Raw genomic sequence first — 18,107 nt, 5'->3', positions numbered from 1 at the left:
TCGAAAATTTAATCGAAGCGGTGTCTGATTATTTACCTTTTATATTTTCAGCCAGCCACTTCAGCACGTTTAAGCTTCATTTACGGGCAGAAAATCAACAAGCATTCAGGATGGTTAATATTATTTCTAAGTCGGTTTTCATGGGAAACAGCCCAGATGACGGAGGCAGGATCGTTATGCACAGGCTACTCTGCGGGATAACCTCTTCAAACACAACGTAAAAGCCGGGAAGGAACCCAGACCGGCAGAGGTGACCTGTCAGCGTGCTCCCGGCTGATGCAGGCCAATCCACCGTAATGCCGGCGTTAACACAGCGTTTCTGACAGCAATCAGCTTAACGTTTGATGCCATTCAGAGATTGAGCCGGGCGACGTGGGGGTGGGTTCTGTTCCAGCCAGTCACGAACCTGTTCGGTTCGTGCGCCGCTTTCACGGATCGCGCGTGTCAGTCTTTCCTGGGTTGTCCTCAGCTCCTGAGTCCAGTAGGTGATTTGCCACTGTTCACGAATTTCCACATGCGACAGATCGTCGGGTGAGCGACGCTGGATGGGATTTTTCATTCATTATCCTCCTCTGGTTTCAATGATGCAGCCTGAACAGGGACCTCAGGCTAAACATCCATCCTGATGAAGAAAGGGGCATTGAGGTAGCGGATTAATCCCTGAATGGTCCTTAAGTCAAATAACAGGATAATTCCTGGCGGAAGAAATAAAGCATTCTAAGGAAATAGGAAAAGCGCTGTCAGGACGAAATATGCCGTTTCGCTTACAGAAAAATTTCGCTTAATTGTTGATTCTGAAATTTGACATTTAAGCAAAATAGTCAATTATTCTCTGGTCTTTTCGCTCTGAGCGCTTTCGGGTCGCTTCGCTTTAATTGCTGGCGAAGCGCTGTGCTTTAGCGGTTTTTATCATGTTTAAGGAGTCTTTGTTTGGTTAATCGTCCCCCCAAGCCGCCTGTGGTTGTCCAGAGTAATGTGCGTGAACTTCGTCTTGCCGCTGGCCTCTCACAGCAGAGCGCCGCTGAGCGTTTTGACCTGAGCCTGAGAGTCTGGCAAACCAAAGAAGCTGCAGGTAATCCGACGCTACTTAGCCAGGGCGAATATGAACTACTGTTGTTACTGGCGGGTTGTCATCCCCATTTTGTTCTTGCGCCTCAGAGCAAAAAGTAACGGCTCAGTTAATATCCTTAAATTTGTTTCTGTGATAACAGGCCGTACCGTCACGTAAAAAAATTCTATTTAGCCACTTGAAAGCTGACAACCGATCCCTATTTTAACGGTGATCGGAAATATGATACCGGTCAGATGAACTTTTGGATGAACCTGTTCAGGAGATTATCACCATGTCAGTGCAACAGTTTTCTGTTTTCCCTTCGCTGGCTGATTCTGTCTTTTCAGACCGTTTTAGCCGTATCGATAAATTGTTCAGCCAGCTGACTGGCGACAATCCGGTGACGTCAGTTCCCGCTTATGATCTGCAGCGGGTTGAGGATAACCGTTACGCGCTGACCGTCAGCGTACCCGGCTGGAAAGAGCATGAGCTGGAAATAGAACTGCGTGGCGGACGGCTTTCCGTAGCAGGTCACCGGAATGATGCATCAGAGGAATCGTCTGGCGAGACCCGGCAGGAGAACAGCAGCTGGATCCATCGCGGCATTTCCTGGCATGATTTCCAGATGAGCTTTACTATTCCGGAGCACATGAAGGTGACCGGCGCCAGTCTGGCGGACGGTTTACTCAGCATTGATTTGATCCAGGAGATACCGGAGAGCGAGAAACCGCGCCGCATCCCGATTGCAATCGGCGGACCACGAACGCTGGAACATCAGTAATGTGAACAGGGCGGAAGCGGCTCAGGCTGTTTCCGCCTTTTTTAACTGCCGGCAGGGCAGAAGATCAACCGCGTCAGGCGCTGGCAGACATCGGGCAAACGGATGAGTGCACGCCAGTATTTGTTCCGGTCAGCATAATGGGCGCACCCGCCTCAAGACGGGAGTGAAATGCCGCCTTCATCGATACACTGATACCATCGCCACACCACATCAGATGATGCTCAAAACGGCGATGCGCCACGGCGGGAACACCGCGTGTGGCCGCGGCGACTTCAACCCGAAAGCCCTGTCCGTTGAGCCGTATCGCTTCCATCCAGATCTCGGTTTCATCCGTCACGCTGACCGCTTCAAGAAACAGCGGTACGGTGTTGCGTCGCCGTGCGGCCAGCGACAGGCTCTCCCACTGGCGGATTACGGCAGTATGAAAGCGCTGCTGACGCTGGGCTGCTCCTTTACTGAGGTCAGAACGCAGCCAGAGGTTGAGCGGCCGCAGATAGCGGTTAACATAATCATCGCCACAGTAGTCGGTATTCATCATCTGTAGTTCACGTTCAACATCTGCGTCCGGATTGTTCGCCAGCAGTTGCAACATATCCTCTTCCCGGCAGGCCCAGCCGCCAGGCAGCGTGACGTTGGGACAGTTAAGGGCAGCATGGATATCAAACAGCGTATGGCCTCCTGATGTCATTTCACGAACGCAGAGGGCGCGCGTAAGCTGCTGATCTGAGTAGCCAGCAGGGCCAGGCGGTGTGAGCAGCCCGGCACGGCGCCAGCGACGCAGAGTTTCAGGAAGAACACCGACGAGACCACATACGGTGTCGGTAGAGTGCTGAGGCATAGTTGATATCCGTGAAGCGTAACGCCCCCCGATCGGGGAAGATGGCCGCAGTATGCACGCCAGAAATAAATAAAGAAACAATCATTTCCATAATCTATGCCCGCGACTGGTGCGGAGATGGCGTGGAGTAAACGCACATACGGAGAAGAGCGCTGATGGGCAGGTGCCGGGCGCAGAGACGCCCGGCGATGAAGAACGCTTTACCAGTGGTACTTGTTGGAATCTTCCCACTCTTTCACTTCTTTTTCGGCACGGTCTTTCTCGTAGCCGTAGCGTTCCTGAATTTTACCGACCAGCTGATCGCGCTTCCCTTCTACAACGGTCATATCATCATCCGTAAGATCACCCCATTTTTCCTTGACCTTACCTTTGAACTGCTTCCAGTTGCCGCCAATGCGATCTTCGTTCATGGTGAATCTCCCAATTCCGGTTGTTATCCAGGGACCTGATGAATATCTGTCTTGCCAGAAGGCTGTCAGATGAATTAAGCATGGCACAGCTTTTGCTTTTTGCAGCGAAGCGGTGTGAGCCGCTTCAAACTATGAGCAAAAGCGCAGGCAGGGGAATATTTTGCCGGTAAAATTACGGACGTCGTGCAGGCCAGCTCACGGCAGGCAGGGCATTAAGGGCAGGGCGGGCAAACAGAAAGCCCTGGTAATAGCGGACCCCGGCACCTTCCAGCCAGAGCCACTCTTCCATTTTCTCGACGCCTTCCGCAATGACCGTGATTTCCAGCGCATGGCAGCATTTAAGGATGGCCAGCACAATCGCCTGACGCGGGCCGCTGCGGTGAATATCGGTAATGAGCTTGCGATCGATCTTAACTTTGTCGGGCTGGAAATCGGCCAGCAGCGACAGGCCTGCGAAACCGGCACCAAAATCATCAAGGGCCAGGCTGATTCCGGCTGCTTTCAGCTGCCGTACAGCAAACTGAAAGGCATCGAAGCGGGAGATGACCTCATCTTCAGTCACCTCAACCACCACCTGCTCAGGGCGCAATCCTTGTTGCCTGATCTGCTGAATGAGATGGTCAACCGCATCGTCGATCACGACCAGCGACATGGGAAGCAGGTTGACGGAAAGGGTCTGCTCCCGCAAGCCGAGATGTCTGGCCAGCTGAAACGCGTAGGTTTTGGAATGGAGATCCGCCTGGTAACGCTCGCCTTCCGGCAGCTGTAAAAAGTAGTCTGCGGGTGATGCGCCCTGAAGACCGCGTATCAGGGCTTCGCAGGAGACAATCCGGCGATTCGCTACGTCTACGATAGGCTGAAGCGCGAATTCACAGCGCTGATCCGGTGCAGGCTGCAGAGGTGGCTGGGCACTGACGGCAAGGGGCGTAGTCAGTGTCCACTCGCTTGCAGGGGCAATCCCGATAAACGTCTCTTTGTCCCTACCCTCGACAAAAGAACGCAGGAACTTCACTACCCGGTCATGTCTGATTCGCTCATCAGTCAGGGTGACCCGTTTAAGCAGGGCTTCCACGACGGTATGTTTCTGATAGTCACGTAAATCAAATAAGGCCATGCCGGCATGACCAAAGCGACGCGCAGGGGCGTAATCTCGCATCAGTTCAATCAGATTAAAATGCCGATCATCCTGGCTGATACGCTGGAAAACCGTATGGACGTTCTCAACGCTCCCTTCAAGCACCTGAAAAAAGTGCAGCCCGTCATAGAGCAGTATCCCGGTGACTTCAGCTTCAGCGTTTTTGATACTGGCGCGCTCCACCAGCGCTTTGAGCTTCTCTGGCGAGACCAAACCCGCAAGCTGGCTACGGTAAATCAGGGTGGAGAGCATAAGCAGCCTCATATGGCAGGAAGTTACTGATTAACCATATCACAGAAATATTGAGGGTTAAGGGCATAACTGCGGCCAATATATCGTTCTGCTTGCGGCATCAAACCGGGCATAGGGCAGGGCAGCACATCAGGAATTAAGCGTACGCATGTCCGATGGTGTTTCAATAATAAACCGGCGAATAAGCAGAGATAAAAGAATAGCCCCCGCAAAAGCGGGGGCGAAGAGCGGACATAGCATATTATTATCACGCAACGACATCCCTGGTGAGGCGCCGGTCATTCGGTTTGTGCCTGATTATTGCGCGCTTTATGTTCTCCTTACCATGCTGAACTGGCGGAATTATTAAGCGGGTAAAATCAGTTTCTCTGATATGTCAGAAAATTGTCCTGATATTCAATCAACTGGTTTAGGCTTTTGATAACATCAGGGCAACCATTAAATTACCAGATTACAAATTCTCCTTTTTCCAGTCACAGTCTTGACGTCTTCTGCAGGTTTAACCGGTACGCGTAAACATTACCGTTCTGCAGATTTACTCCGTGTCGACATCGGCGGTATCGGAAAAAGTGCCCCCTTTCGAAGGGGGCAAGGGTAGGAGTCAGATCACTCTGAAACAGAAGTGGATTTCGTTGCAGAGCCATTTAAAGATAGGGCAAAACCGCTGTTATTTCCGCTGCGGTTACTATTTTTTTAGTTAGATATCAAATAATTAAAATGCTTACAATGTAAAATAATGAGTATGATCAATCATTTAATCAGGTATGAAAACGATTACTAAGATTAGGATTAAAGTCCTGATCTGCCTGCGGCTACGGCTACAAATGGCCATAATTCAGGCATCGTGCACCAATGTGAGAGCAAACTTGACCGCCTGACGGATTAATTATACTGTTCATGCATACAGCATTGTTTCAAACAGAAGCCATTGTGGAGTCAATGTGATGTCACAGGATGATGAGATTTGGTATGCATTCAGAGAGGCGATTAGACAGGATGATGCCGGTCAGTTTACCGTCAGCACCCAGGATTTTGTGGCGGAGCTGCAACAGCGCAACGCACCTCATACACTGCGAGCCGCAAATACCTGGATAGAGATGCATATCACGACCTTCAGTGATATCTCTGTTGAGCCTGGAGAGTGCCGGCTGTTTCAGATGCCTGCGGCGCACGATTAATACGCGCCGCAGAACTGAAAATAACACGATAGTGCAGGCATCTCAGCCACTCTGCTCTGGCAGATGCTGACTGAATAGCTTCAGAGCCTGGACGAATGACGACGCCTATCCGGCCGCTCCTGGAAGTTAGGATTTGCAGGATAGCTCTTGTCGCAGGCCATACGTGCCAGGTTGAGCGCAACTTTACGTTTTTTAAGCTTTAACTTTGGCAGCCACTCTTTGAACTGTGCCGTCAGCGACGCTGCCTGCTGTTCAGTTGCGACGCGACAGATAAACAGCTTGCTCTTCGTCTGGCGGCTGACATCAATGGCGTAGATTTCAAAGCCAGCACTGCACTCTTCATATTCAACATCCGTAAACTGCATGTGTGGCCAAAGACCGGTTCTGGTTTCAAATGTGGCTAAATCCATGAGAACTACCTTTTTTATTGTAAGCGTTATTGCTGCGCGACAGGCTTAAGCCTGGTCGGGCCAGTGAGCATAGACCAGAATCAGCATTCCGCCAGTGAATTCCCTGATTTAATCTGGCCCTGACACAAATGGTTAAAAACTCAGAGTAGTACCCCCAGCGTATATCCCGCCATGTTTACACGTATCAGTTAATCTGATGTCACGCCCACACTTCGAATTTTCGTCCCCGGTAACGCCTGCTATTCGCAACACTGATGTTGCAGGATCTGTAGCCCTCTCCCGTGGTGTTAACGTGCCTCTCAACAACCATTATCGTCAGCGATCCTGTTGAATTAGCAGGCTAATCATCAGATTCCAACGGACAGCATCTGAAGCCTGATCCTGACCATCGGATTGTGTAAGCAGGCTGGCAAAACTTTACGTTGGGATACGTTGTTAAAGGGGAAAGATGAAATGGATTATTAACTGAGAACGTCGGGAGATAGTTCACTCTGTTACAGATGCAAGGAAAAATAAAAAAATATATCCTCCACGATTGATTAAAGCCCCGCAGACCAAAGCCGATAAAAATAATCCAGTTCAAACCAGGATCACACTTATTTTCTCTCCAGGGGACGTTTATGACTATTACGCAGCGTCTGGTATTGATTTTCTCACTGCTTGCAATGTCACTGATTGCGTTGGTGATTATTTCCTTATCAGTGATTTCGGGCTTTCAATCCCGTTTTGAATATGTACAGATGAACGCGATACCCAGCATTCGTGACCTTAATAAATCGATTAGTGTCACCAATCAGTTAGGGATCGCTCTCTATCGATACCAGAGCATTACCGATGCGACCAAATTTCCTGCGGCAGAGGAACGTATTGAAAATCTGCTTCAGCAGGTTAAGTCATTGAATGATTATTATATGGCTAACGACATCTCAAACGATGAAGATAAAGCCATGACCGAGCAGGCTTATAAAAATCTGGATGATGTACGCAGCGCATTGCCAGCTTTTCTTGCCGCGTCACGCGCTCAGAATGATGCTGTTACGCTTCCGTTACTGCAGAGTGATAATGGAGTAGGTGCTGCAGCCCGTAAAATGGAAGCAGATTTTACCCGCCAGATTCAGCTGAATATTGATATTGGCGAACAGCTCAGGGTTGAGAACAAGCGCATTTATACACAGACGCTGTGGATGATGTCTGGCGGTTCGCTGCTGCTTGTTCTGCTGCTGGCCGGTTTCTCCGCTAAGGTGATCCTCGGCATTAAAAGGAGCCTGTCAGGCATCGTCAACACCATGACGCAGGTGAGCCATACGCTTGACCTGACCCATACCGCTGAAGTCAGCCGTAAAGATGAGATCGGCAAAACGGCGATGGCGTTTAACCAGTTGCTGTCACGCGTTTCCGGCACGCTGCTTTCGGTCAGTCACGCCGCACAGTCGGTCAGTGCCGGATCCACGCAAATTGCTGCAGGTAACGAAGATCTTTCCGCGCGTACTGAAGAGCAGGCGGCATCTCTTGAGCAGACAGCAGCCAGCATGGCGACCCTGAGCGAAACGGTTCGTCAGAACTCAGAAGGCGCGCATCAGGCCAGCAGCCTGGCGAATAACGCCAATCACATGTCGATCCAGAATGGCACGTCAGTGAAGCAGATGCTCAACACCATGGATGAAATCCGCGCCAGCTCCGCCAAAATTTCTGAAATCACCGGGCTGATTGAAGGCATCGCCTTCCAGACCAATATCCTGGCACTGAATGCGGCAGTCGAAGCAGCACGTGCAGGTGAACATGGTCGCGGCTTTGCTGTGGTCGCGTCTGAAGTGCGTAATCTGGCGCAGCGCTCCTCGTCTGCCGCACGTGAAATCAAAGACCTTATCTCAACGTCGGTTTCACAGGTTGAACACGGTTTAGAGCAGGCCAGCGGCGTGGGATCAAACAGTGAAAATGTCCGTCAGGCGATTCAGCAGGTAGCCGATCTGGTCAACGAAATTGCCGCGGCGACGTCTGAGCAGAGCAAGGGCATTGAGCAGGTTCATCAGGCGATTGGCCAGATGGATGAGGTGACGCAACAGAACGCCTCACTGGTAGAAGAGGCTTCATCCGCCTCTAAGTCCCTGCAGGAGCAGGCAGAGACGCTGTCAGGGCTGGTGGCGACCTTTACGCTGGAGAGTAACCAGCGTGTGGCGTCGTCGCAACAGCCCGCTGGTGTACGTCGTCCGGGATTGCCGGCGAAGCAGCCTGAGCGCCACACTATCGACCTGACTCAGGCGAACTGGGAAAGTTTCTGATAGCTGAGCAGTAAAATGATAGCCTCCATACTGTGGGGGCTTTTTTATATCCTTAATTAGCTAAATGAAACAGTGCTAAGCAAAATAAACTTTTAATGAAATCGATTTCATTATTAAAATAACCTGCTGGGATTAACTCTTTCGAGTGAGGTGAGACTATATCGATATTCAGGGGGGAAGGTCTCGCCAGGGTTAATAGGATAATGAAAGTTAATTCGATACAGTGCGGATGACTGTTATCGGCGACAATAACATTAACTTGAGTTTCTTTATTTTCATAACGTTGATGCTGAAGTCAGGCTTACGACTAAAAAGGCAGGTATGTGTATTGTTATTTTATGTTATTGATATTTATAGCTATTTATAGATTTGGCTTAGGTGAATGTTGCAGTAAATATCGTCATTTTATTCACTGTAAAGTAACGTATCACAATCTATACTCCTTTCTGTTGCGATATACATTTCTGATATTTTATACGAAACTCCTTCCTTTATAGCAATGTTGTGCTGAATGAGGCGCCTCTGGCTATGCAAAAGAAAGGGTAAAAATAATATTACACGAGCAATTTTGTGCACTACTCACCAGCACGCCTCACACATCAGAGCGGAAAAGAATGAAAAAAATACTCGACCGGATTAATTTGCCAGCAAAATTCCTGTTACTGGGCACCTTTGCACTGGTGTTGTTTATTTTACCTACCTTTCTGTTTATTCAGACAGGTAATCAGCTTATCGATACCAAGAATGTAGAGCTATCTGGCATACCGGTTGAGAAAAAAGTCCTGAAACTCCTTAACCTGTTACAGCGTCATCGTGCAGAGAGCGCTATCGCCATCTCCCTTAACAAGCCTGATAACGCACCACGTCTGGCGCTGGTCTCGCAAATCAATACGTTATCCGGAACGATTGCTGACGATCTGCGCAAGGATGACGAGCAGGCACAACCGCTGAAATCGCTGCAGCGGGTTAATCAGGAGTGGGGTCAGCTGCAGGATGATATCAACGCTGGCAAACTCACGCTGGCAACCAGCCTGACGCGTCACGCCCATCTGATTCAGGTCTTACTGGACACCAATCAGGATGTGCTGGATTTTTATCAGCTTTCGCTGGATGCAGATTTAAATACCTACCAGCTGATCGTCAGCATCTATAGTCGCCTGCCGCTGCTGACTGAAACTCTGGGTCAGATCCGAGCCAATGGTACGTCGCTGATTGCCAGTGGAAATATTTCTGAGGCCGATCGCAGTCGTCTGGCATTCCAGCTTGATAATGGCAGAACCGCGCTGGCACAGTTCAGCAAAAATATGGACAAGGTATTCTTCATTGAGCCGGATCTGAAAACCACGTTCTCTGGTCTGGCAGAGGATGCGAATCAGCAGGCACAAGGCGCACTGCAACTGGCTGATAGTATATTTGTGAGCGGGCACGCCAGTGTGGCGCCGGTTGAATATGTACGGGTGTTTACTCAGGCGATTAACCGCTATGCGGAGCTGGGCGAGCAAACCAGTATCCGCCTGCAACAGCTGATGGAAGTACAGATTGATAAAAGGCGTCAGGCGCAGTATCTGCTGCTGGCAGGTCTGCTGGCCGTCGCTCTGCTGGCCATTTTGGTGGCGGTGATGATCACCCGCTCGGTGACCCGTCCGGTCAAAGAAGCGGTCGAAGTGGCCAGTCGCGTCGCGGCAGGCGATCTGACAGCACAGCTGACGATTTCCGGTAGTAATGAAATGGCTGAACTGCTGAATGCGTTAATGCGGATGCAGCAGCGTCTTGCCCAGCTGGTTTCGGATATCAAAGGTAACGCCGCCACCATTGCTAACTCTTCGGAAGAGATTGCCCGTGGCAATGGCGACCTTTCGTCTCGCACCGAACAGCAGGCGGCTTCATTGGCTGAAACAGCGGCCAGCATGGAACAGCTGGCATCAATTATTCAGCAGAATGCGGATAACACCCGCTTTGCCTCTGATCGCGCAGAATCAGCGACGCAGGCGGCACTGTTAAGCGGCGCGGCGATGGATTCCGTGATGCAGACCATGCACAAAATCCGCGGCAGTTCGGGTCAGATTGAAGAGATCACCTCTGTGATCGACAGCATTGCCTTCCAGACCAATATTCTGGCACTGAACGCCGCGGTTGAAGCGGCGCGCGCCGGCGAGCAGGGCAAAGGTTTTGCGGTTGTCGCATCCGAAGTGCGTGCGCTGGCACAACGCTCCGCCAGTGCAGCAAAAGAGATCAAGAGCCTGATTGAGCAGTCGGTCGGTCATGCGCAGGAAGGGATTGCGATGGCGCAGAACGCAGGCGACAAAGTGAAGCAGAGCGTCAGTGCTATTGAACAGACCTCTCAGCTGATGCGTGATATCTCTTCTTCATCTGAGGAGCAGAGCAGTGGTATTTCTCAGGTCAATATTGCAGTGAACCAGATGGATCAGGTGACGCAGCAGAACGCCGTGCTGGTAGAAGAATCGGCCTCCTCTGCTGATGAGCTTGCCGCACGCGCAGGCCAGTTGCGTACTATGGTTGCGGTGTTCCAGACGGCATAATAGTGTTAAAGCAGCCGCCACCTGTGGGCGGCTGTTTTCTCTCAACGCCTGCTACGCCTGATGATCCCGCAGACAGGCCAGATAGGTCTCTCCCGATCGAATCACTTTCTCTTTCGCCTGCTCACGAATATCCTGACCTTCAAACGCGCCATAAAGCTCCCCGAATGTCACGTCATCAAGCCGATGCAGGATGTCGCCTACTGTGGCGGCTGACAGTGGCAGCATATTCGGGTAGCTCCACATAAATGACACGCCATGCGCACCCGGCGTGACCTGCATGATATCCCCCGCCAGCATTACGCCTCCGCCTTCATCCCAGTGCAGCACGCTGCCACCAGGAAAGTGGCCGCCCAGCCGTAACAGTGTCACCGATGGCATCAGCGCCAGGGATTCACCCTCCCAGAACCGGATATGCGGGCTATCCCGGACAATCCATTGCCGATCGCGGGCGTGCAGATGCAGGGGCGCGTTAAACGCCTCTGCCCACTCCTGCATGGTGGTGTAATAGTGCGGATGTGAAATCGCGATAGCATCAATGCCGCCCAGCGCCGTGATCAGCGTAAAAGTGGCGTCATCGAGGTTAGCAATACAGTCCCAGAGCACGTTGCCGTGTGGCGTACGCAGCAGAAAGGCACGCTGATTAATGGCAAATTCAGGCACGGTTTTAAGGCTTAACAGCGCATCGCTGTGGGCCGTCCACTTATTCGCGTGGCTGGCGCGCAGCGCGTCAAACGCGATCCAGCCCTGACCCGTGGCAGGAACGTACTGACGTTCATCCTCGCAGATTTTGCAATGCTGATGAGAAGACTGGGGCGGATAAGCGGTGCCGCAGGCGGTACATAACATCGTCATGGTGATCTCCTTTGTCTTACTCAAGCTTATGCACACCTGCAAAAACCGCACTTTCCTGACGCAGTTTCGTCACACGATCACCGCTGGCGGCGTAAAGTAATCCGCGTCAGTTCCGATGGACGGCCCAGCCTGACCGCCATGCCGGGCCAGAGTGCCGTGCCGTTATTCACATAGAGCTGCATTCCGCCAACGTGATAAAGCCCGGACACAAATCCGGCATTGGGTTTAGCAAACAGCCGGTCCAGTCCGATAATCAGACCGCCATGCGTATGTCCTGAAAGCTGCACATCCACGCCCTGCGCCGCGTTCTGGCGGGCATTGCGCGGCTGATGATCCAGCAGGATCACCGGTGCGCTTTCAGGTGCCTGTGCCAGCGCGCGGGCCAGATCGGGGCCGGTCGCATTTCTGCCGGGTGCGGAGGCGTCTGGCAGGCCGGCAATTACCAGCTTTGCGGTTCCGCGCTGAATAACGGTGTGGCTGTTGAGCAGCGGCTGCAGCCCTAGTGAGGCAAGATGTGCTGTCCAGATTGCCTGATGGAAGAAATATTCGTGGTTCCCGGTAATCGCCCATACGCCGTCAGGGGCGGTCAGCGCGCGCAGTGGTGCGACGTCATGACGCCTGTGTTCCAGGCTGCCATCGATCACATCGCCCGTTATCACAATCAGATCGGCGTTAAGAGACATCGCTCGCTGAACCATCGCGGCGGTCCAGGCCGCATTAAACAACCGGGTGATATGCAGGTCGGTCAGCTGCAGCAGCTGATAGCCCTCGAACTCAGCCGGAAGATTGGGCAGGACCAGCGTCACTTCTTTGACCGGCGGCACCCGAATCGCCTGCTGCACTCCAACAGCAGCCAGCACCATCGCCAGCACCGCAGCCAGATAGCGAACACCAGGCACCAGCTCCAGCGGATGCCGCAACAGCAGCGCGATCAGCATGACTGCATCCATCAGCATCTGCAGCAGCGCCAGCAGCAGCACGGTGCTGTACGCCCAGTTAAACAGGATGATGATAATGCGGGGCATTTCTGCCGAGAAAATGCCGCCTGACGTAAAGCGGCTTACCAGCAGATATTGTGAGGCCAGCAGCACCAGTGCTGAGAGCAGGACCTTGATGGCCAGTGGCAGGGATAAGGGAATGATCACGCGCGCAATAACATACCAGCTGGGTAAGCTGAAAATCAGGTGAAACATGGCAGTCTTCCGGTAGGGCGCTAAACGTCAGCGCAGGCAAATATGAGACAATCGTTTATAGAACTGTTTTCCGCACATCAGTGTATACGATGCTGCCGTTCGGGTTACTTCGCGCGGGGTGCTTTACCGGTGATAAAAGAAGCTGAGGGCCGAAAAAGTAAAAACAGCGTGACCGGAACACTGGCCACGCTGACAACATTCACTGTCTGGCAGGTCAGACTAGCGAAGCATACCTGAGGTGGTGTGCGTCTCGTCGGTTACCCGCGTCATAGCGATCGGAATACTTTTATAGGCGGGAATGCCGCTTTTCGTATCGTGGCTGTCGAGCGGAACCATCACATTGGCTTCCGGGTAGTAAGCGCCGACTGAACCTGGTGCCATATCAATAATCACGATGGTCAGGTTTTTCATCTGACGCGAGGTGGGATTACCCTCCGGATCCAGTGCCATAAGATCGACACGGTCACCCACCCGCAGTCCTCGTTTCTCTGCCTCTTCGGCATTGATAAACAGCACATCGCGGCGGCCTGTCACGCCCCGATAGCGGTCATTTAGTCCGTACAGCGTGGTGTTGTACTGGTCGTGACTGCGCAGGGTGGTGAGGACCAGATCATGGCATTTCAGCGAGCGGGGATCTTCGTTAATGCCCTGCATCACTTTAAACTGCGCACGACCGGAAGGCGTGAGCCAGACCCGTTCTGATGCGGCGTTATGGAGCCTGAAACCTCCCGGATGCTTAATCCGCTCGTTAAAGTTTTCGAACGCCGGGAACACCGCTTCAATGGCATCACGGATGCGGCTGTAATCGGCGACCATGGCTGACCAGTCAACCACGCTGTCTGGCAGGGTTGCCTTAGCCAGTGAGGCGACCAGCGCGGGTTCAGATTTAAGATGAGGTGAAGCCGGGTTCAGCGAACCGCGCGAGGCATGTACCATCGACATGGAATCTTCAACGGTTACGCTCTGCGCGCCGGTAGCCTGAACATCGGTCTCAGTCCGGCCCAGCACCGGCAGCAGATAGTTGTGCCTGCCGAGTAACAGGTGTGAGCGGTTGAGTTTGGTGGCCATATGCACGACCAGATCTAAATTACGCATGGCCGGGAACGTCACCTGGGGATCGGAGATTGCTTCTGCCAGGTTACCCCCCAGACAGAGCAGCGCTTTAGCTTTGCCATCGCGCATGGCCTTTATCGCCTCCACTGCGCCATGACCATGCTTTTGCGGCGGCCTGAAACCAAACACCTTCTCAATACCATCCAGTAGCGACTGCGGCGGAATCTCAGTGATGCCTACAGTGCGGTCGCCCTGCACATTGGAGTGTCCACGTAACGGACAGATACCTGCGCCCGGCTTACCGATATTGCCGCGCATCAGCAGCAGGTTGGCGATTTGCTGCACGTTCTGGGTGCCATACTGGTGCTGGGTAATCCCCATGCCATAACAGATGATGGTCCGTTCGGCGCTGGCATACAGCCGGGCGATATGCTGGATCTCCTCGCGCGCCATGCCAGAGACTTTCAGGATATGCTCCCAGTCGGTGCTCTCCAGGTCGGCCTTGAGGGCATCAAAACCTTCTGTGTGCTCCCTGATAAATGCGTCATCAATGACGCCGGGTTTGCCCTGGCTCAATGCCTCCTCGTGCATAGTGAGCAGGATCTTCATCACGCCTTTGAGCATTGCCGCGTCGCCGCCAACCCGCACTTTGTAATAGGTCGACGCCAGCTCAGTAGAGCTCATTGACAGCATTTCAATCGGACTTTGCGGCGAGGTAAAGCGTTCCAGCCCGCGCTCACGCAGTGGGTTTATCGCCACGATAGTGGCCCCGCGTTTAGAGACTTCACGCAGCGTGCCGAGCATGCGCGGATGGTTGGTGCCAGGGTTATGACCGATACAGAGCACCAGATCGCAGTGGTCAAAATCCTCCAGCTCTACCGTACCTTTACCAACGCCAATCGACTCCGGTAGCCCGACGCTGGTCGGTTCGTGGCACATGTTTGAACAGTCCGGGAAGTTGTTGGTGCCATATTCGCGGGCGAACAGCTGCCACAGGAACGCCGCTTCATTGGAGGCGCGGCCCGACGTATAGAACTCCACGCTATCGGGATCGTCATAGCTGCGCAGATGCTCACCAATCTCCTGGAACGCCGTTTCCCACTCAATGGGCTGATAGGTGTCGGTAGTGGCATCGTACTTCATGGGATGGGTCAGCCGTCCTTCTCCCTCCAGATGCAGTGCGCTGCGCTCCCACAATTCAGTCACGGTATGCGCAGCAAAAAAGTCTGGCGTGGTGCGCTTGCTGGTGGCTTCCCACGAGACGGCTTTCGCCCCGTTTTCGCAGAATTCAAAAGATGAGGCGTGTTGCGGGTCTGGCCAGGCACAGCCCGGACAGTCAAAGCCCTGCGGCTGGTTGACTTTAAACAGGGCAATCACATCCTGCTTTACTGACATCTGGCCGCGGATAGCATCGGCAACCGCCTTTAGTGCGCCCCAACCACCGGCAGCACCCCCATAAGGGGCGATGCCATTTGTGCGATTTTGCTCTTTCATAATGCTCCACATTGTCTCTATTGTTATCGGCTAAGCCTGGTACATAAAAAGGAACAGCAATGTGGATTGTGGCTATTATTCAGCAAAATTTTTTCTCAAAATGTTTCGGCAGGGATCCTGCACTCTGTTTTTCTGGTATGAAATAAGAGGGAGGGTCAGGTGATAATAAACGAGACGGTACTGCGTTATCATCAGGGTAATTTATCAGAGACTGAAAGGTTACTATGACTGGTAATAAAACGATGGCAGGTAAATGGTTGTTATAGAAGGCTGATAATCTGATAGCGAGCCTGAAGTATTTAATTTCTTAGGGGGAAAGTCATTACGGTTAATATTTCTACCTGTACACTAAAGCGGAAAAAATATTCACAACGGCAGTGTTGGTGTAACGGGATCCGGGCACAGGAAAATATAACAGATCGTTATTACCGCACAAATTAACAACCCGCTCTGGTATTTAAAGTATCGTTCTGCAGGTATCTGTTCACATCATGAGACAGCACCGTTGCCGGGCGTTGTTGGCCGATCAGGAGAGGTCTGTACGATCGCCTCGTGTTGTCGGATGAGAAATCACAATAAACTCCACTGGCGCATCGCTGTTATTTCTGGCCTGGTGTTTAGCGTGTGGCGGAATTTCGATTCCCTGTTGCGCACTGATATCATGCACTTCGCCCTCCAGCTCCATCGACAGTACGCCCTGAAGAACAAAGAAAAACTGCCGGGATGAAGCATGATAGTGTCTTTTCTCACGGGTGGCGGGCGGCATTTTTTCATGAATGACTAACATATCTTTGCGGTTTATCAGATACCAGCCATCGCACCCGTCTCCCCAGACATAATGTTCTGCATTCTCTTTTGAAATCATCGTCCTGCGCCCTGATTGTTGTTGTAAGGATTCAAACCCCGGCTAACTATACAAGGCCAGGTTGTTGACGCTCAAATTTTAGTGTTGGTAATAACCTCAATGGATTTTTGGCTGTGGTGGTAACCTAATCGATCATGACCCGCCAATGGCGTGTCATAGATTGAGCGGTGCACGCCTGACAGGCTGTAACGGAGGATGAGATATGCACTGGTTTAATCAGGACAGATTTGACGTTCGCCTTGAGTGGGGGACAGCAGCAGTCCGTTACGCGGCAAAGAATGTGGAGTGTATCGTGATCGTCGATGTGATGTCTTTCTCCACCTGTGTCAGCATAGCGGTCGATAATGGCGCACAGGTTTATCCTTACCCCTGGAAGGATGCATCTGCCATCGGTTTTGCAAACAACATCGGCGCACGGCTCGCCAGCTTCGACAGGTTATCTGACAGGGACGGTTTTAGTCTCTCGCCTGCGTCGATCAGGAAAATAGCAGAGGGCGAGAAACTGGTACTGCCGTCTCCCAATGGATCAGCGATTTCATTCCTGGCCCGGGATGTGGATACGGACGTCACCGTATTCAGCGGTTGCTTCAGGAACCTCTCGCAGACTGCAATGGCCTGCCGGGACTTTAAACGCATTCTGGTTATCCCCTGTGGGGAGCGCTGGCCCGATGGCACGCTTCGGCCGGCCACAGAGGACTATGCTGCAGCCGGTGGCATTATTGCGGCAATCGGGCATGACCGTTGCTCCCCGGAAGCAGCAGGTGCGGTTGCCGCCTGGCAGCAGTTGAATCTATTATCTCTTCGCGAATGCGCTTCAGCGCTGGAACTTCAACAGCGCGGATTTCAGGAGGATGTCGATCTCTGTCTGGATCTGAATAGCGCGCAGTGGGCCTGTCAGTTGCAGGGTGATTTTTATGCGGCAGGTTCGTAACGAGGCTGAGCCTGTCAGCGCATTGTTGTCCTGACAGGCCCAAAAATTAAGTGGTTACTTCTTCTTATTCAGCATCGACTTCAGATCGGCAAAGGGATTGTAGGTCGCCTCACCAACATCTTTTTGTGCATCCTCGCCTGCGACCACGCGGGTGCCATACTGGTCAGCTTCGGTGTACTTCGAGTGCTCATGGTCGTGACAATAGAGACACAACAACTCCCAGTTGCTGCCATCTTCCGGATTATTGGTGTGGTCATGATCAATATGGTGAACCGTCAGCTCGCGCAGATTTGAATAAACAAATTCGCGTGAGCAGCGCCCACACACCCACGGATAGATTTTAAGTGCTTTCTCACGGTAGCCGCTTTCCAGCCGCGAATAGTTTTTAGGGATCAGAGCCATGGCATTGATTACCTGTTTTGCAGAGGTGTTCACGATAGTGCAGACACTATATCCCACAACGGAACCAGAGGAAAAATCATCCTGTTACGCGGGAAGGCGGGCTGACAAGCTCAAAGCGATAACCGGCAGCTACCCGCTACTAAAAACTTAACCTGTTGCCAGCGCTAGCCCTGCCTATCAGCAGGATAACGCCAGAAACATGAAGATTTACCGCTTTGCTTAAAATTCCGCGCTAAATGTAATGCCGGATGCCATAAACTGCCCAGAAAATCGCGTTGGCTCCCAGATAAATCCAGCACCCCCAGTAGGCAATGGGTTCGCGTCGGGTACGGAGTTTGGGCAGAAAGATCAGTAAATAGAGTGCAGAGGCGATAAGCGAAACGAAGTAGAAAAATTTCATTGTTCTCTCCTGATTGATATCCTTTTTTCAGGATAGTCAGGGA

At 52.1% G+C, this 18,107-nt stretch carries 17 protein-coding genes; 6 read left to right on the top strand and 11 right to left on the bottom strand.

The genetic code is table 11. The annotated features are described in order from the left end of the window. Nucleotides 1–334: 334 nt before the first annotated feature. Nucleotides 335–559, bottom strand: a complete 225-nt coding sequence (locus NIM72_RS02770) for a DUF3606 domain-containing protein (protein ID WP_013356498.1) — start codon at nt 557–559, stop codon at nt 335–337. A gap of 371 nt (nt 560–930) precedes the next feature. Between NIM72_RS02770 and NIM72_RS02765 the strand changes: the two genes are divergently transcribed. Beyond that, nucleotides 931–1,170, top strand: a complete 240-nt coding sequence (locus NIM72_RS02765; protein ID WP_161736648.1) for a transcriptional regulator — start codon at nt 931–933, stop codon at nt 1,168–1,170. A 173-nt stretch (nt 1,171–1,343) separates the two neighbouring features. Then, nucleotides 1,344–1,832: an Hsp20 family protein gene (locus NIM72_RS02760; protein ID WP_253418515.1), complete on the top strand. Its 489-nt coding sequence runs from the start codon at nt 1,344–1,346 to the stop codon at nt 1,830–1,832. A 73-nt stretch (nt 1,833–1,905) separates the two neighbouring features. Here NIM72_RS02760 and NIM72_RS02755 read toward each other — a convergent pair whose 3' ends face one another. From NIM72_RS02755 to NIM72_RS02745, 3 genes are all read right to left on the bottom strand, one after another. Further along, nucleotides 1,906–2,670 carry a MerR family transcriptional regulator gene (locus NIM72_RS02755; protein ID WP_253418512.1) on the bottom strand — a complete coding sequence of 255 codons (765 nt, stop codon included), beginning with the start codon at nt 2,668–2,670 and terminating at the stop codon, nt 1,906–1,908. Nucleotides 2,671–2,870: 200 nt separating this feature from the next. Further along, nucleotides 2,871–3,080, bottom strand: a complete 210-nt coding sequence (locus tag NIM72_RS02750) for a CsbD family protein (RefSeq protein WP_010256969.1) — start codon at nt 3,078–3,080, stop codon at nt 2,871–2,873. 172 nt (nt 3,081–3,252) lie between these two features. Then, nucleotides 3,253–4,467: a diguanylate phosphodiesterase gene (locus tag NIM72_RS02745; RefSeq protein WP_222925688.1), complete on the bottom strand. Its 1,215-nt coding sequence runs from the start codon at nt 4,465–4,467 to the stop codon at nt 3,253–3,255. A 944-nt stretch (nt 4,468–5,411) separates the two neighbouring features. On the opposite strand from NIM72_RS02745, the gene NIM72_RS02740 reads away from it, so the two are divergent. Further along, nucleotides 5,412–5,645, top strand: a complete 234-nt coding sequence (locus tag NIM72_RS02740; protein ID WP_161736644.1) for a DNA polymerase V subunit — start codon at nt 5,412–5,414, stop codon at nt 5,643–5,645. An 80-nt stretch (nt 5,646–5,725) separates the two neighbouring features. Here the strand turns inward: NIM72_RS02740 and NIM72_RS02735 are convergent, their stop codons facing one another. Next, complete coding sequence (locus NIM72_RS02735; protein WP_161736643.1) at nt 5,726–6,055, bottom strand: hypothetical protein; 330 nt, start codon at nt 6,053–6,055, stop codon at nt 5,726–5,728. Between the two features lie 620 nt (nt 6,056–6,675). On the opposite strand from NIM72_RS02735, the gene NIM72_RS02730 reads away from it, so the two are divergent. After that, complete coding sequence (locus tag NIM72_RS02730) at nt 6,676–8,334, top strand: methyl-accepting chemotaxis protein (protein WP_161736642.1); 1,659 nt, start codon at nt 6,676–6,678, stop codon at nt 8,332–8,334. 614 nt (nt 8,335–8,948) lie between these two features. Then, complete coding sequence (locus NIM72_RS02725) at nt 8,949–10,874, top strand: methyl-accepting chemotaxis protein (protein WP_253418509.1); 1,926 nt, start codon at nt 8,949–8,951, stop codon at nt 10,872–10,874. A 51-nt stretch (nt 10,875–10,925) separates the two neighbouring features. Here NIM72_RS02725 and NIM72_RS02720 read toward each other — a convergent pair whose 3' ends face one another. From NIM72_RS02720 to NIM72_RS02705, 4 genes are all read right to left on the bottom strand, one after another. Beyond that, nucleotides 10,926–11,726, bottom strand: a complete 801-nt coding sequence (locus NIM72_RS02720) for an MBL fold metallo-hydrolase (protein ID WP_161736677.1) — start codon at nt 11,724–11,726, stop codon at nt 10,926–10,928. A 77-nt stretch (nt 11,727–11,803) separates the two neighbouring features. Continuing rightward, the gene (locus NIM72_RS02715) at nt 11,804–12,919 is read right to left on the bottom strand and encodes a metallophosphoesterase (RefSeq protein WP_253418506.1); all 1,116 of its coding nucleotides are present in this window, start codon (nt 12,917–12,919) and stop codon (nt 11,804–11,806) included. Nucleotides 12,920–13,138: 219 nt separating this feature from the next. Continuing rightward, a complete protein-coding gene (locus tag NIM72_RS02710) occupies nt 13,139–15,466 on the bottom strand; it encodes an FdhF/YdeP family oxidoreductase (RefSeq protein ID WP_161736675.1) in 2,328 nt (775 codons plus the stop codon). 526 nt (nt 15,467–15,992) lie between these two features. After that, complete coding sequence (locus NIM72_RS02705) at nt 15,993–16,331, bottom strand: cupin domain-containing protein (RefSeq protein WP_161736674.1); 339 nt, start codon at nt 16,329–16,331, stop codon at nt 15,993–15,995. 202 nt (nt 16,332–16,533) lie between these two features. Here NIM72_RS02705 and NIM72_RS02700 point away from each other — a divergent pair, with 202 nt between their 5' ends. Then, entirely contained in the window at nt 16,534–17,262 is a 729-nt protein-coding gene (locus NIM72_RS02700; protein ID WP_253418503.1) for a 2-phosphosulfolactate phosphatase, read from the top strand. A gap of 54 nt (nt 17,263–17,316) precedes the next feature. Here NIM72_RS02700 and yajD read toward each other — a convergent pair whose 3' ends face one another. Beyond that, on the bottom strand, nt 17,317–17,664 hold the full coding sequence (gene yajD / locus NIM72_RS02695) for an HNH nuclease YajD (protein WP_013356513.1): 348 nt from the start codon (nt 17,662–17,664) through the stop codon (nt 17,317–17,319). A gap of 232 nt (nt 17,665–17,896) precedes the next feature. Next, nucleotides 17,897–18,064, bottom strand: coding sequence for a hypothetical protein (locus tag NIM72_RS02690; protein WP_190285975.1), 168 nt, complete (start codon nt 18,062–18,064; stop codon nt 17,897–17,899). Nucleotides 18,065–18,107 lie beyond the last annotated feature (43 nt).

Source organism: Pantoea sp. B550, from assembly GCF_024158165.1.
In the GTDB taxonomy this organism is placed as follows: Bacteria; Pseudomonadota; Gammaproteobacteria; order Enterobacterales; family Enterobacteriaceae; genus Pantoea; species Pantoea alfalfae.
The sequence above is the reverse complement of the archived record's forward strand: the minus strand, read 5'-3'. Positions and strand labels throughout refer to the sequence as shown.

What these genes read in the sequence shown, in the direction of transcription:
- NIM72_RS02770 (WP_013356498.1), bottom strand. Translation starts at nt 559, where the DNA reads ATGAAAAATCCCATCCAGCGTCGCTCACCCGACGATCTGTCGCATGTG.
- NIM72_RS02760 (WP_253418515.1), top strand. Translation starts at nt 1,344, where the DNA reads ATGTCAGTGCAACAGTTTTCTGTTTTCCCTTCGCTGGCTGATTCTGTC.
- NIM72_RS02755 (WP_253418512.1), bottom strand. Translation starts at nt 2,670, where the DNA reads ATGCCTCAGCACTCTACCGACACCGTATGTGGTCTCGTCGGTGTTCTT.
- NIM72_RS02750 (WP_010256969.1), bottom strand. Translation starts at nt 3,080, where the DNA reads ATGAACGAAGATCGCATTGGCGGCAACTGGAAGCAGTTCAAAGGTAAG.
- NIM72_RS02745 (WP_222925688.1), bottom strand. Translation starts at nt 4,467, where the DNA reads ATGCTCTCCACCCTGATTTACCGTAGCCAGCTTGCGGGTTTGGTCTCG.
- NIM72_RS02740 (WP_161736644.1), top strand. Translation starts at nt 5,412, where the DNA reads ATGTCACAGGATGATGAGATTTGGTATGCATTCAGAGAGGCGATTAGA.
- NIM72_RS02735 (WP_161736643.1), bottom strand. Translation starts at nt 6,055, where the DNA reads ATGGATTTAGCCACATTTGAAACCAGAACCGGTCTTTGGCCACACATG.
- NIM72_RS02730 (WP_161736642.1), top strand. Translation starts at nt 6,676, where the DNA reads ATGACTATTACGCAGCGTCTGGTATTGATTTTCTCACTGCTTGCAATG.
- NIM72_RS02725 (WP_253418509.1), top strand. Translation starts at nt 8,949, where the DNA reads ATGAAAAAAATACTCGACCGGATTAATTTGCCAGCAAAATTCCTGTTA.
- NIM72_RS02720 (WP_161736677.1), bottom strand. Translation starts at nt 11,726, where the DNA reads ATGACGATGTTATGTACCGCCTGCGGCACCGCTTATCCGCCCCAGTCT.
- NIM72_RS02715 (WP_253418506.1), bottom strand. Translation starts at nt 12,919, where the DNA reads ATGTTTCACCTGATTTTCAGCTTACCCAGCTGGTATGTTATTGCGCGC.
- NIM72_RS02710 (WP_161736675.1), bottom strand. Translation starts at nt 15,466, where the DNA reads ATGAAAGAGCAAAATCGCACAAATGGCATCGCCCCTTATGGGGGTGCT.
- NIM72_RS02705 (WP_161736674.1), bottom strand. Translation starts at nt 16,331, where the DNA reads ATGATTTCAAAAGAGAATGCAGAACATTATGTCTGGGGAGACGGGTGC.
- NIM72_RS02700 (WP_253418503.1), top strand. Translation starts at nt 16,534, where the DNA reads ATGCACTGGTTTAATCAGGACAGATTTGACGTTCGCCTTGAGTGGGGG.
- yajD (WP_013356513.1), bottom strand. Translation starts at nt 17,664, where the DNA reads ATGGCTCTGATCCCTAAAAACTATTCGCGGCTGGAAAGCGGCTACCGT.
- NIM72_RS02690 (WP_190285975.1), bottom strand. Translation starts at nt 18,064, where the DNA reads ATGAAATTTTTCTACTTCGTTTCGCTTATCGCCTCTGCACTCTATTTA.